The 12,354-nt window shown below is 65.5% G+C and carries 10 protein-coding genes; 5 read left to right on the plus strand and 5 right to left on the minus strand.

Translation table 11 applies throughout. From position 1 onward, the window contains the following. Nucleotides 1-211 precede the first annotated feature (211 nt). Nucleotides 212-1,516 carry an MFS transporter gene (locus LU671_RS13655; RefSeq protein WP_062574980.1) on the plus strand — a complete coding sequence of 435 codons (1,305 nt, stop codon included), beginning with the start codon at nt 212-214 and terminating at the stop codon, nt 1,514-1,516. Nucleotides 1,517-1,594: 78 nt separating this feature from the next. Here the strand turns inward: LU671_RS13655 and purT are convergent, their stop codons facing one another. The 5 genes from purT to LU671_RS13680 form a co-directional block, all read right to left on the minus strand. Further along, the gene (gene purT / locus LU671_RS13660; RefSeq protein WP_232855927.1) at nt 1,595-2,776 is read right to left on the minus strand and encodes a formate-dependent phosphoribosylglycinamide formyltransferase; all 1,182 of its coding nucleotides are present in this window, start codon (nt 2,774-2,776) and stop codon (nt 1,595-1,597) included. Between the two features lie 119 nt (nt 2,777-2,895). Further along, nucleotides 2,896-3,363 (minus strand): VUT family protein, encoded by a 468-nt coding sequence (locus LU671_RS13665; RefSeq protein ID WP_050704194.1) that lies wholly within the window; start codon nt 3,361-3,363, stop codon nt 2,896-2,898. Between the two features lie 142 nt (nt 3,364-3,505). Further along, the gene (locus LU671_RS13670) at nt 3,506-3,703 is read right to left on the minus strand and encodes a DUF1289 domain-containing protein (protein WP_110738362.1); all 198 of its coding nucleotides are present in this window, start codon (nt 3,701-3,703) and stop codon (nt 3,506-3,508) included. Then, a complete protein-coding gene (locus tag LU671_RS13675) occupies nt 3,693-4,217 on the minus strand; it encodes a gamma carbonic anhydrase family protein (protein WP_203651020.1) in 525 nt (174 codons plus the stop codon). The genes LU671_RS13670 and LU671_RS13675 overlap by 11 nt, the downstream gene beginning before the upstream one ends. A gap of 42 nt (nt 4,218-4,259) precedes the next feature. Further along, complete coding sequence (locus tag LU671_RS13680) at nt 4,260-4,859, minus strand: CoA pyrophosphatase (RefSeq protein ID WP_203651018.1); 600 nt, start codon at nt 4,857-4,859, stop codon at nt 4,260-4,262. Nucleotides 4,860-4,996: 137 nt separating this feature from the next. On the opposite strand from LU671_RS13680, the gene LU671_RS13685 reads away from it, so the two are divergent. The 4 genes from LU671_RS13685 to LU671_RS13700 all read left to right on the plus strand — a co-directional run bounded on the left by LU671_RS13685 (nt 4,997) and on the right by LU671_RS13700 (nt 12,354). Then, a complete protein-coding gene (locus LU671_RS13685; RefSeq protein ID WP_050704191.1) occupies nt 4,997-5,551 on the plus strand; it encodes an NUDIX hydrolase in 555 nt (184 codons plus the stop codon). Between the two features lie 20 nt (nt 5,552-5,571). After that, nucleotides 5,572-6,135 carry a L,D-transpeptidase family protein gene (locus LU671_RS13690; RefSeq protein WP_232855928.1) on the plus strand — a complete coding sequence of 188 codons (564 nt, stop codon included), beginning with the start codon at nt 5,572-5,574 and terminating at the stop codon, nt 6,133-6,135. A gap of 234 nt (nt 6,136-6,369) precedes the next feature. Then, nucleotides 6,370-10,419 carry a hemagglutinin repeat-containing protein gene (locus tag LU671_RS13695; RefSeq protein WP_232855929.1) on the plus strand — a complete coding sequence of 1,350 codons (4,050 nt, stop codon included), beginning with the start codon at nt 6,370-6,372 and terminating at the stop codon, nt 10,417-10,419. A 252-nt stretch (nt 10,420-10,671) separates the two neighbouring features. Next, nucleotides 10,672-12,354 (plus strand): ShlB/FhaC/HecB family hemolysin secretion/activation protein, encoded by a 1,683-nt coding sequence (locus tag LU671_RS13700; protein WP_442964128.1) that lies wholly within the window; start codon nt 10,672-10,674, stop codon nt 12,352-12,354.

Genomic DNA, 12,354 nt, shown 5'->3' on the forward strand with positions numbered 1-12,354 from the left:
CGTCTCGCCCGCTACCCGCACCCGGCGTCCGACGGCCAGTCCGCACCACTGACACGCCCCGCGGTCCTGCTTCAGCACCCCGAACAGCAACCGCTCACTGCCTATCCCCTGGGCTATCGTCAGTCGCGCGACCAACAACAATACGCTCCGGCTCCCGTGTGCCCGTCACATGGGCCGTGCCCCATGGAGCATGACTGTCAGGGACCTTCGCATGACTACCAGCAGCACCTACGCCGAACCTGCCTCGGCAACACCGGTCAATTCACCGGCCCGGGTGGCCACTGCCAGCTTCATCGGCACCGCCATCGAGTTCTACGATTTCTATGTCTACGCCACCGCCGCCGCGCTGGTGATCGGGCCGGTGTTCTTCCCGTCCGGCTCCGGCACCGCGCAGATGCTCGCGGCCTTCCTCACCTTCGGCATCGCCTTCCTTGCCCGCCCCTTGGGCTCGGCGCTGTTCGGCCACTTCGGCGACCGTATCGGGCGCAAGTCGACGCTGGTCGCCTCGCTGCTGCTGATGGGCGTGTCCACCACGCTGATCGGCGTGCTGCCCGGCTATGACAGCATCGGCGTCTGGGCGCCGATCATTCTCTGCCTGCTGCGCTTCGGCCAGGGCCTGGGGCTGGGCGGCGAATGGGGCGGCGCGGCGCTGCTGGCCACCGAGAACGCCCCGCAGGGCAAGCGTGCCTGGTTCGGCATGTTTCCGCAGTTGGGCCCGTCGATCGGCTTTCTCGCCGCCAACGGCTTGTTCCTCACCCTGGCCCTGGTGCTCAGCGACGAGCAGTTCCGCGAATGGGGCTGGCGCATTCCGTTCCTGCTCAGCGCGGCGCTGGTGCTGGTCGGCCTGTACGTGCGCCTGAAGCTGGAGGAAAGCCCGGTGTTCGCCAAGGCGGTGGCCCGTCATGAGCGGGTGAAGATGCCGGTGGTCGACCTGTTCGCCCGCTACTGGCTGCCGACCCTGCTGGGCGCCGCGGCCATGGTGGTGTGCTACGCGCTGTTCTACATCTCCACGGTGTTCTCGCTCAGCTATGGCGTGACCACCCTGGGCTACAGCCGCGAGACCTTCCTCGGCCTGCTGTGCTTCGCGGTGGTGTTCATGGCCCTGGCCACGCCCCTGTCGGCCTGGCTCAGCGACCGTTACGGGCGCAAGCCGGTGCTGGTGGTCGGCGGCCTGCTGGCGATCGCCTCGGGCTTCACCATGGAACCGCTGCTGACCTCGGGTTCGACCACCGGCGTGGCGCTGTTCCTGGCCATCGAGCTGTTCCTGATGGGGGTGACCTTCGCGCCGATGGGCGCGCTGCTGCCCGAGCTGTTCCCGACCCATGTGCGCTACACCGGCGCCTCGGCGGCCTACAACCTGGGCGGCATCGTCGGCGCCTCGGCGGCACCATTCTTTGCCCAGAAGCTGGTGAGCATGGGGGGATTGAGCTGGGTGGGGGGGTATGTGTCGGTGGCGGCGGTGATCAGTCTGATTGCCGTGTTGTGCCTGAAAGAGACACGTAATACCGAGCTTTGAATCAATCGCGGGGCAAGCCCGCTCCCACGCCAGACTGATACTGGCGTGGGAGCGGGCTTGCCCCGCGATCGTTTCAGATCAGAACTCGACCTTGACGGCTTGCGAAGCACGGGTCGCCTTGGCTCGCGCGGCCTCGACCGACTCGTCGCGCGCCAGGCACACCCCCATGCGCCGTGTACCGTTGATCTCTGGCTTGCCGAACAAGCGAATGGCGGTATCCGGCTCGCTCAAAGCCGCGCCGAGGTTGGCGAAGCTGGTCTGCTGCGACTGGCCTTCCGGCAGGATCACCGCCGACGCCGACGGGCCGAACTGGCGCACCACCGGAATAGGCAGGCCGAGAATGGCCCGGGCATGCAAGGCGAACTGCGACAGATCCTGGGAAATCAGGGTCACAAGGCCGGTGTCGTGCGGACGCGGCGAGACCTCGCTGAACCACACCTGGTCGCCCTTGACGAACAGCTCCACGCCGAACAGGCCACGCCCGCCCAGCGCATCGGTGACTGCCTGGGCCACGCGCTGCGACTCGGCCAGCGCCTTGGGGCTCATGGCCTGGGGCTGCCAGGACTCCTGGTAGTCGCCCTTCTCCTGACGGTGGCCGACCGGCGCGAGGAAGGTGGTGCCGCCCACATGGCGCACAGTCAGCAGGGTGATCTCGTACTCGAAGTCGATGAAGCCCTCGATGATCACCCGGCCCTTGCCGGCGCGCCCGCCTTCCTGGGCATAGTCCCAGGCCTTGCGCAGGTCATCGTCGCCGCGCAGCAGGCTCTGGCCCTTGCCCGAGGAACTCATCACCGGCTTGACCACGCACGGGTAGCCCAGGTCGGCCACGGCCTTGGCGTAGTCCTCGTAGGTGTCGGCGAAGTGGTACGGTGAAGTCGGCAGGTCGAGCTCTTCGGCCGCCAGGCGGCGGATGCCTTCGCGGTTCATGGTCAGCTGGGTGGCACGAGCGGTGGGCACCACGTTGAAGCCTTCGCTTTCCAGCTCGACCAGCGTGGCGGTGGCGATGGCCTCGATCTCGGGCACGATGTAGTGCGGCTTCTCGGCCTCGATCACCGCACGCAGGGCGACGCCGTCGAGCATGTTGATCACGTGGCTGCGGTGCGCGACCTGCATGGCCGGCGCATTGGCGTAACGGTCCACGGCAATCACCTCGACACCCAGGCGCTGCAGCTCGATCACCACTTCCTTGCCCAGCTCGCCGCAGCCGCACAGCAGTACACGGGTCGCGGTGGGCGACAATGGGGTTCCGATACGGGTCATTTCAGGTCCTCGAAGGCGTCCGGGGCCGCGCCACGCTGGCTGCCGCCCGCTGAAAAATGGACCGCTATTCTACAAGATTCCGTGGGAGCGGGCTTGCCCCGCGATAGCCGCGACGATGATCAGCCGGCCAGCGCCGCGCGCCGTGCCCGCCAGGCCATGATCAACCACACCGCCGTCACCCCGGCAAATTTCGAGGCCAGCGCCGTGCCGATCACCGCCGGGGTCAACGCACCGATCATGCCGAAGAAGATGAAGGTGTCCACCGGGATGCTCAGCGCCGAACTCAGCCACAGGCGGTCGCGCAGGGGCCGGCGGGTGACGCTGAACACCAGCCAGTCGATCAGCTCGGAGACGAAGAACGCGGTGGCGCTGGCCAGGGCGATGGCCGGCTCCGATGTCGCGTAGGACAGCACCAGCGCCACCAGCATGGCCAGCAGCGCGCCGTGGCCGTAGCGGGTCTGCACCATGTCGCGCAGGATGAACACCAGCCCGCCCCAGGCGGACCAGATCACGTCCAGGTGCGGCGCGCTGGAAAAGGCGTAGTTGATCAGCACCACGCTGCTGATGTAGGCGATGAGATAGAACATGGTCTGTGTGTTCGGTGGGCCAGCCGCACAGAGTACTTGAATTTAAAGTCAACGCCAGACTCTTCGCGGGTAAACCCGCTCCCACAGGAGGGGTGCGATCCCTGTGGGAGCGGGTTTACCCGCGAAGATGCCCGCGCAGATTCTACGATCCGATGATCAGCCCGGCCGCCAGCGCCCGCTCGTGGCACTTCTTCAGCACCTCCCGGCGCTGCTCGTTGTCCATCCGCCCCCAGCGGGTGATCTCGTCCACCGTGCGCTGGCACCCAGTGCAGATGTCCTGCTCGTCCAGCGCGCAGATGCTGACGCAGGGCGAGGCCACGGGCCGTTCGTCAGTCTTCATCGATCACCAGCTCGCGCGCATAGCGCTGGGCATTGTGCACGTAGTGCGCGGCGCTGGCCTCGAGCATGCGCTTCTGCTGCTCGGTGAGTTCACGCACCACCTTGCCCGGCGAGCCCATCACCAGCGAACCGTCGGGAATTTCCTTGCCTTCCGGGATCAGCGCGTTGGCGCCGATGATGCAGTGCCTGCCGATACGCGCCCCGTTGAGGATCACCGCGTTGATGCCGATCAGGCTGTAGTCGCCCACGTTGCAGCCATGCAGCATGGCGTTATGGCCGATGGTCACGCCCTTGCCGATGTTCAGCGGCGAACCCATGTCGGTATGCATCACCGTGCCGTCCTGGACATTGCTGTCCTCGCCGATGTCGATCAGCTCGTTGTCGCCGCGCAGCACCGCGCCGAACCACACGCTGGCGCGGGCCTGCAGGCGCACCTTGCCGATCAGCGTGGCGTTGGGCGCGGTCCAGCTCTCAGGATGGGTATCGACCCGCAGGTCGCCCAGGCGGAATTTCATGTATCGCTCCTCACGGTTTGAAGCCGGCGGGGTGTGCCCCACTCAGTTCTTGATGAAACGCTCGGGTGGGTGGTGCAGGCTGATGCCGGCATCGAACAGCAGGTTGACCAGCTCGACGATCATGATCGCCGACAGCCCCCAGATCTTGTAGTCGCCGTAACGGTAGCTGGGCACGTACCAGCTGCGCCCCTGGTAATCGATGCGGTGGGTGTGCTCGCGAGGATCCTGGCGGAAGAACGCCAGCGGCACGGTGAACACCGCGGCAATTTCGGCGTCGTTGGCGCGGTACTCGACATAGTCGGGGATCAAACCGACGAACGGTGTCACCTTCAGGCCGTGCAGCGAAATTACCGGGCTGAGCGGCCCGATCACCTCGACCAGCCCCGGCGGCAGGCCGATTTCTTCCTCGGCCTCGCGCAGGGCGGTGAACACCAGGTCGGGGTCTTCCGGATCGCGCCGCCCGCCAGGGAAGGCAACTTCGCCGCCGTGGGTCGACAGGCCCTTGGCGCGCAGGGTCAGTACCAGCTCCGGCTCTTCGCTGCGGGTAATGGGCAGCAGCACCGCCGCTTCGGGGAAACGACGATCCGTCTCCAGTGACGCGGGGGTATGGTTGCTCATTCGGCGAAGAAGCTCGTCCAGCATTACGCACTCTCGTGTCCAAGGCCTGCCGTGCATGATGCACCAAAGCCGCGAGGCACCCAAGCCCCGCCCGCAGGCCGCTTGCGGTGGGCGGGCCGGGCGCGCCAAGATAGTCCGACCCCATTGGAATGAATGTAAGCATGAAATTCTGCAGCGCGTGCGGCCAACCGGTCACCCAGCGGATACCCGAAGGCGACAGCCGCCTGCGGTATGTCTGCGACCATTGCCAGACCATCCACTACCAGAACCCCAACATCGTCGCCGGGGTGTTGCCCACCTGGGGCTCCCAGGTGCTGCTGTGCCGCCGCGCCATCGAGCCGCGCCGGGGCTTCTGGACCCTGCCCGCCGGGTTCATGGAGAACGGCGAGACCCTGGATGCCGCCGCCCGTCGCGAAACCGTCGAGGAAGCCTGCGCCCGGGTCGCCGAGATGAGCCTGTACCAGCTGTTCGACCTGCCGCACATCAATCAGGTGCATGTGTTCTTCCGCGCCGAACTGGCCGACCTGGACTTTGCCGTGGGGGTCGAGAGCCTGGAGGTGCGCCTGTTCGAGGAGCACGAGATCCCCTGGGGCGAGCTGGCTTTCCGCACCGTCACACGCACACTAGAATGCTATTATCGCGACCGCATCAGGCAGCACTACCCGATAGGCCATGAATACCTGCCGCCGATGAACGTTTCGTCGCCCACCACTTAAGTCTTCAGGGATACGGTTTCATGCGCTGGCTGCTTGCCCTCTTCTGCCTCAGTGTCGCCTCGGTGTCGCAAGCTGCCTTCACCGAGACCATCATCCGCAAGACGCCGTCGGCCGTGCCGTCGCCGGTCCAGCCCGCCGCTGGCGGCGTCCAGCAGGAACGGCTGATCGACAAGGTGCTGGTGATCAAGTCCGAACGCCGCCTGCAATTGATCAGCCGTGGCGAGCCGCTCAAGACCTACCGCATCTCCCTGGGCAAGCAGCCCAAGGGTGCCAAAGAGCGCGAGGGCGACAAGAAGACTCCCGAAGGCCTGTACTGGCTGGACTGGCGCAAGGTCAGCGACCGCTACAACCTGGCCATGCACATCTCCTACCCGAACATCACCGATGCCGCCAAGGCCCGCAACGAAGGCGTGGCCGCCGGCAGCATGATCATGATCCATGGCACGCCGATCAACGAGGAGTACCCAGAGTGGTACTTCCACACCCTCGACTGGACCGAGGGCTGCATCGCCATGCGCAACGACGACATGCGTGAGGTATGGAGCATGGTCAAGGACGGCACGCTGATTGAAATCCGGCCCTGAACCACCCTCGACAGCTTTCGATTACAACAAAGGCCTGCCCCGCTCTCGCGGGGCAGGCCTTTGTCTTTCACCGCCGATATTCCCTTTCGACGCATAACCGCTCACTTTTCCTACGCACACAATAGCCTTCCTTCCCACAAGGCGATGGCTTTGAGCCATACAAATGCCATCACCGGCATTCTTAAAATTCCCGCAAATGATTTCTCTGTTTCATACATCACTTGCGAGGTTCCCATGCAAATCCCTACACCCAAGACCAGGCCTGACACCCTACGCTGGGCCGTCTTTCTCGCCCTGCTGGGCAGCACCCAGGTCGAGGCGCAGGGCGCCCTGACGCCGACGCCCGGCCCGGGTGGCACGCCGATCATCGACAATGGCCACGGCGTGCCGGTGATCGACATCGTCGCGCCCAATGCCGGCGGCCTGTCGCACAACCAGTTCCTCGACTACAACGTTGGCAAGCAAGGGCTGGTACTGAACAACGCCCTGCAGGCCGGGCAATCGCAACTGGCCGGTCAATTGGGCGCCAACCCGCAGTTCCAGGGCCAGGCCGCCTCGACCATCCTCAACGAGGTGGTCAGCCAGAACGCCTCGCGGATCGAAGGCGCGCAGGAAATCTTCGGCCAGAAGGCCGACTACCTGCTCGCCAACCCCAATGGCATCACGCTTAACGGTGGCAGCTTCATCAACACCACCCGCGCCGGCTTCCTGGTCGGCAATGTCGACATCCAGGACGGCCAGCTCAAGCACCTCGACAGCCGCGAAGCCAGCGCCACCCTGCAGGTACTGGGAGGCGGCCAGAGCAACGCCAGGGGCGCCCTCGACCTGATCGCCCCACGCATTGACAGCAAGGGGCCACTCCTGGCCCAGGGCCAGTTGAACCTGACCGTTGGTCGTAACCGGATCGATGCCGGCAACCGCGAAGTGCTCGAGCACCTGCCCGCCGCCAGTGCCTCCATCGATGCCAAGCTACTCGGCGCCATGCAAGGCGGTCGCATCCGTATCGTCAGCACTGCCGAAGGCGCCGGTGTGCAGGTCGGTGACGCCAGCCTGCTGGCGGACCGTGACCTGATCATCCACTCCGCCGGAGACCTGCATGTGCACGGCAGCGACAGGCGCCAGGCCAGCCTCACCAGCAATACCGGCAAGCTCGACCTGAACGCCGCCGGCGACCTGCGGCTCACCGCCACCCAGGGCAAGGCCAGGCAGATCGAGGTCAATGCCGGCAAGAAACTGACCCTGGACACCGTCACCCGGGAGAAGGTGCTGGACGATCCTACCAGCTGGAAGAAAGAGTGGGCGTTCATCACTACCGAAGCGTTCGACGGCAATACCAAAACGACCCGCCGCGAGCAACTGGGCAGTCGGCTGCGCGCCGAAGACAGCATCAACCTGCAAGCTGGCAGCGACCTGCACCTGACCGCCGTGCAGTTGAATGCAGATAACGGGCTAAAGCTGCGCAGTGGCGGCACGATGACCATTGATGCCGGCGTGGACAGCGAGCAGGTCGATGAGCGGCTCAACCATCGCGTCTACCTGAACAATACGGGCATCGACAGCAAGTCCTACTCCGAGAAAGTAAAATCCAGCACGCTCAAGGCCGACACCCTGGTTGCCAGTGCCGGCGGCGACCTGCAACTGCGCGCAGCCAGGCTCGAGGCCGAGAAGACAATCGCGCTCGACGCCAACGGTGACTTGACCATCGAAAGCGCCGAGGAAAACGCCCGTACCGAGCGGTCCACTGGCAAGCGCCATTTCACCGCCAGCGCCGGGCGGACCCAGCCCGGGCAGGATGGCCAGCCAAGCTCGGGCCAGTACACGGCGAGCGTGGGCTACGAAGCCCTGCACAGCGACGAGCAGACCTCGGAGACGCACCAGGTTGCCAGCAGCATCAGTGGCGCCGGCGTAACCGTGCGCACAGGGCAGAAACTGACGGTGAGTGGCTCCGAGATAAAGGCGAACGCCGGGAGCCTTGAGGTTTCGGCCAGCGAAATCGAACTCGCCGCCGCCCACGACAGCGTGGCCCGACAAACCATCGACACCCGTACCGGCGCCGCGCTGGCCGTCACCGGCGGCATGGACCGCCTGGGCCTGGGTATCGATGCCTACCGTGGCCCAGCCGGCCTGATCGAACGTGAAAACAACGTGCGCCGCAGCACCCTGCAGGCCAGCGGCGACTTGCGACTTGATACCCGGCAACTGACCACCGAGGCGGCGAATGTGCAAGCGAGCCGTACGTTGCACGTAAACGCCGAGCGTATCGACAACCGCGCGGTCGCCAATATCCGGGAAACCGAAACCAGCCTGAACCAATGGGACGGTAGCCTCGGCATCAGCACCGACTACCAGCGCATCACCCGCCCTATCGAACGGCTGTTCACCGGCAAGCAAGCCGAAAGTGCACGTCCCTCTACGGTGATCGACAAACTGGCCCTGCCCAAGACCGGCGCCGAACTGGCCATCGGGCACCAGACCCGCCTGCAGAAAGACATCGACAGTACCGCGCAGGTCAGCACCTTCAACGGCGCCGATGTCCGGGTCAAGGCCGACCACATCAAGGACGAGGGCACCGACTACAACGCCAGGACCGGCAGCCTGCGAATCGAGGCCGGAGAGCACCAGGCACTGGCCGCCAACGACCGCAAGACCCGTGAGGTCAAGTACATCACCGGGGGCGGCAGCCTGCGGGTGGACACCACCCTGGCCACGGACATCAACGCCAGGCTCGAAGGCAAAGGCTCCAACCTGACACAAAAAGAGGAAGCATCGCTCGCCCGTGTCGGCAGCCTGCGTGGCAAGAGCGGCATCGAGGTGCAGCTTGAACGCGCAGGCCACTACCAAGGCACCTACATCGCCAGTGAAGAGGGTGCGGTCAGCCTGGAAAGCAGCGGCGACCTGACCCTTGCCGCAGCCCAGGATCACACCTCCAGCAGCAGCACCAAATTCGAGGCCGGTCTGGCAGCCAAAGGTGGTACCGGTCTGCTCGGCCCCAACGGCGGGCTGGACGGCAACCTCAAGCACAGCACACTCACGCAACACACCGAAAAGGCAAGGGTGGCGCAGATCGACGGCAAGGGCACGATCGAGCTGTCCAGCACAGGCGACATGCACCTGCAAGGCACCCGTATCGACAGCCGTGAAGGCGATATCCGCTTGCACAGCGACGGCGTGCTGAAAGTGACCGCTGCCCACGACACCCGCAAAAGCGAGGGCAAGACCTGGGGTGGCGGCCTGGATGTCACAGGTAGCGCCACCGGTGGTGCCCTGGGTGGCCACGGCACCTTTGGCTGGGTCAACGAACAGGCCAGCATGGCTGTTGGCGCGCAGTTCACCGGCAAGGGCGCGGTGCAGCTCACCAGCCTTGCCCGCGAAGATGTCGCCTTGCAGGTGCAAGGGCTGCAGACCAGTGCCGAGCGGATTGGCCTGGATGCCCAGAATGGTGGCCTGCTGATCGAGGCGGCCAGGAACACCGAGCATCACGACAATCTCGCCGTCACAGTCGGCGGCGGCCTCAAATTGGCGGCCCTGGATCTGGGCGGCATCAATGGCCAGGTCGACCTGAAGCTGGACAAGCGCAACAACACCACCTGGCACGACAGCAACCTGCGCGCCGACCTGGTAGACCTGCGCAGCCAGGGCGATACCCGCGTCGAAGGTGCTCAGGTGCAGGCCAAGCGGATCGAAGGCAAGGTCGGCGGTGACCTGCTGGTCGCCAGCCGCCAGGATCAGGTCGACAGCCTGGTCCTCGACATCGACGCCAGCCTGACCCAGAAGGCATCCACGCAAGGCACTGACGAGTCGAGCAGCCCATTGGAGACGCTCGCAAGCGGCAACCTCGGGGAAATTGCTGGTGCGCTCTGGAGCAAGATCACCGCGAAGTTCACACCGTCCCTCAAGGCCGAGTACGCCCAGCGCAAGAACGACACCGTCAACCAGCAGACCACGCTGTCCGCAACGCACGGCATCGACCTGGAAGTCGGCGGCGAAACCCGCCTGGTCGGCGCCACGCTGCGCGCCAGCGAAGGCCAGGTCGAGCTTGGCGAAAGTAGCGTTTCGCGCAAGACCTTGAACGGTCGTGACCATGAGCGAAAGGTGAAGGTCGATGCCTCGTTCTCGCCCGTCGACCTGGCAGGCACCCTGTTCTCGTTCATCAAGGACAAGGTCACGGGCAATGACGGTGCCGACAACGGTGACAAGCCACTCGATCTCGGTCTGGTCCGCACCAGCGGGCATGACCGCAGCGTCGAGTACGTCTCGAAGATCGAGGAGGGTCGCAGGCACTGAGCCAGCCCCTATGGAAAAACGCATAACCCATTGATTTAGCTTGATCCTGTGGGAGCGGGTTTACCCGCGAAGAATCCAACGCGGTGCCTGGCACCGGCTCCGCCGGTGTTCGCGGGTAAACCCGCTCCCACAGAGATAACAGTTCCTTGCGCGACAGCGTATCCCAAGGGCTGGGCGATCTCCCACAGGGCACGCGGACTACCTGCGAACTCCGATTCCTGCACAACGGCTCCGTGACCAGACCAGATGCCAATGACCAGACAAAGACTCCACTCAACCGTCGGAACACGACGCATCATTCACCTGCTGCTCGCCTGCCTCGCACTGGCAATGCCCCTGGCCCAGGCCGATCCGGCCAGTCAGCAACTGCGCAACGAGCAGCAGAAGCTGCGGCAGTTGGAACAGCAACAGCGCCTCGATCGCTGGCAACGTCCCCAGGCCTCCACCGCCCTGGAGGCCACCGACTCAACCTTCACTGCGCCCGATCAGCACTGCTGGGCAATCAGCGGCGTGCGCCTGGCTGGCAACCGCACACTCGATACCCGGCAGCTGGAATCGAGCGTGCGCGCAGTGTCTTCCTCATGCATGGGCGTCGCCGATATCGACCGATTGCTCAAGCACCTGACCCAGCACTACGTCGAGGCCGGCTACCCCACCAGCCGCCCCTATGTGGCCAGCCCGCCCGAGCACGGCGCGCCACTGGACATCGTCATTGTCGAAGGCTTCATCGAGTCGATCGAGCTCGCTGGCGCCGACCTGCCACTCTCGCTGCACGGCGCGTTCCCCGGCCAGCTTGGCCAGCCGCTGTATCTGCCGGACCTCGAACAGGGTCTGGACCAGCTCAACCGGCTGCGCGCCTATGACCTGGAGATGGCCCTGCTGCCAGGTGAGTTGCGCGGTGGCACCCGTGTCATGATCGAACCACGACGGGCCGCCTCGCCCGTGCATCTGGATGCCCTCCTCGACAACCGCGGCGGTGAGCTCACCGGCCGCCACCGCCTCAACCTGGGCCTTGGCCTGGACAGCCCGCTGGGGCTGAACGACGACCTGCGCCTGTCGCTTAGCTCGGTGGTGTTCGGCGCGCCCGGGCAAAGCAAAGGGACCAACCTGTACTACAGCCTGCCCCATGGCCGCTGGACCTTCACCCTCAACGTCAGCCGCATGCGCTACCGCGCGCCGATCCCGAACACTCGTTATGCCAGCAACGGCCGCAGCGAGTTCTTCGGCCTCGGCGCCGAACGCGTGCTGTGGCGCAATCACCAGGGCATGCTCAGCGCCAGCGCCCGGCTCGACCGCAAGCAACTGGTCAACCGTTTCGGCCCCGCCGTGCTGGCCCTGCAGAGCCCGACCCTGGCCACCGTCGAGGCCGGGCTCAACCTGCTGTGGCTCGAAGGCGGGCTGTGGAACGCCTACCTGGGGCTGAGCCAGGGCATGCACTGGCTCGGCGCCGACCGCCCATTCGCCCACAAGCAGGCGCCACGACCGGATTTCACCAAGTACCGCGCCAACCTGCTGCACCTGCGCCAGGGCCCCGCCCAATGGCCGTGGCGCTGGCAGAGCGAACTGGCGCTGCAATACAGCACCCATGTGCTGCCTGCCGTCGAACAGATGTCACTCAGCGACCATTCGGCCGTGCGTGGTTTCCGCCAGCACAACGTCTCCGGCGCCAGTGCCGGCGCCTGGCGCAATACCTTCAGCCAGCCACTGCCGCTGCCGGTACAGGTGCGCCCCACCGCAGGCCTGGACCTGGGCTGGGCCCGCTACGCACGCACCAGCCCATCGCAGCGCCTGGTCGGTGCCTCGGCAGGCGTCGAACTGAGCCTGCCGCACAGCCAGCTGCGCCTGGACTACCAGCGCGGGCTGTATGCCAGCGATCGACCACGCAAGGCGCTGGAGCAAGGCTTCTGGGTCGCGCAGTGGTCCCTGAACCTCTGA

The sequence above is a fragment of the Pseudomonas sp. NMI760_13 genome (assembly GCF_021283245.1).
GTDB classification, from domain to species: domain Bacteria; phylum Pseudomonadota; class Gammaproteobacteria; order Pseudomonadales; family Pseudomonadaceae; genus Aquipseudomonas; species Aquipseudomonas peradeniyensis.

Excerpts from the sequence above, each read along its gene's own strand:
- purT (WP_232855927.1), bottom strand. The coding sequence starts at position 2,776 with ATGACCCGTATCGGAACCCCATTGTCGCCCACCGCGACCCGTGTACTG.
- LU671_RS13690 (WP_232855928.1), top strand. The coding sequence starts at position 5,572 with ATGCGCTGGCTGCTTGCCCTCTTCTGCCTCAGTGTCGCCTCGGTGTCG.
- LU671_RS13685 (WP_050704191.1), top strand. The coding sequence starts at position 4,997 with ATGAAATTCTGCAGCGCGTGCGGCCAACCGGTCACCCAGCGGATACCC.
- LU671_RS13675 (WP_203651020.1), bottom strand. The coding sequence starts at position 4,217 with ATGAAATTCCGCCTGGGCGACCTGCGGGTCGATACCCATCCTGAGAGC.
- LU671_RS13670 (WP_110738362.1), bottom strand. The coding sequence starts at position 3,703 with ATGAAGACTGACGAACGGCCCGTGGCCTCGCCCTGCGTCAGCATCTGC.
- LU671_RS13695 (WP_232855929.1), top strand. The coding sequence starts at position 6,370 with ATGCAAATCCCTACACCCAAGACCAGGCCTGACACCCTACGCTGGGCC.
- LU671_RS13655 (WP_062574980.1), top strand. The coding sequence starts at position 212 with ATGACTACCAGCAGCACCTACGCCGAACCTGCCTCGGCAACACCGGTC.
- LU671_RS13665 (WP_050704194.1), bottom strand. The coding sequence starts at position 3,363 with ATGTTCTATCTCATCGCCTACATCAGCAGCGTGGTGCTGATCAACTAC.
- LU671_RS13700 (WP_442964128.1), top strand. The coding sequence starts at position 10,672 with ATGACCAGACAAAGACTCCACTCAACCGTCGGAACACGACGCATCATT.
- LU671_RS13680 (WP_203651018.1), bottom strand. The coding sequence starts at position 4,859 with ATGCTGGACGAGCTTCTTCGCCGAATGAGCAACCATACCCCCGCGTCA.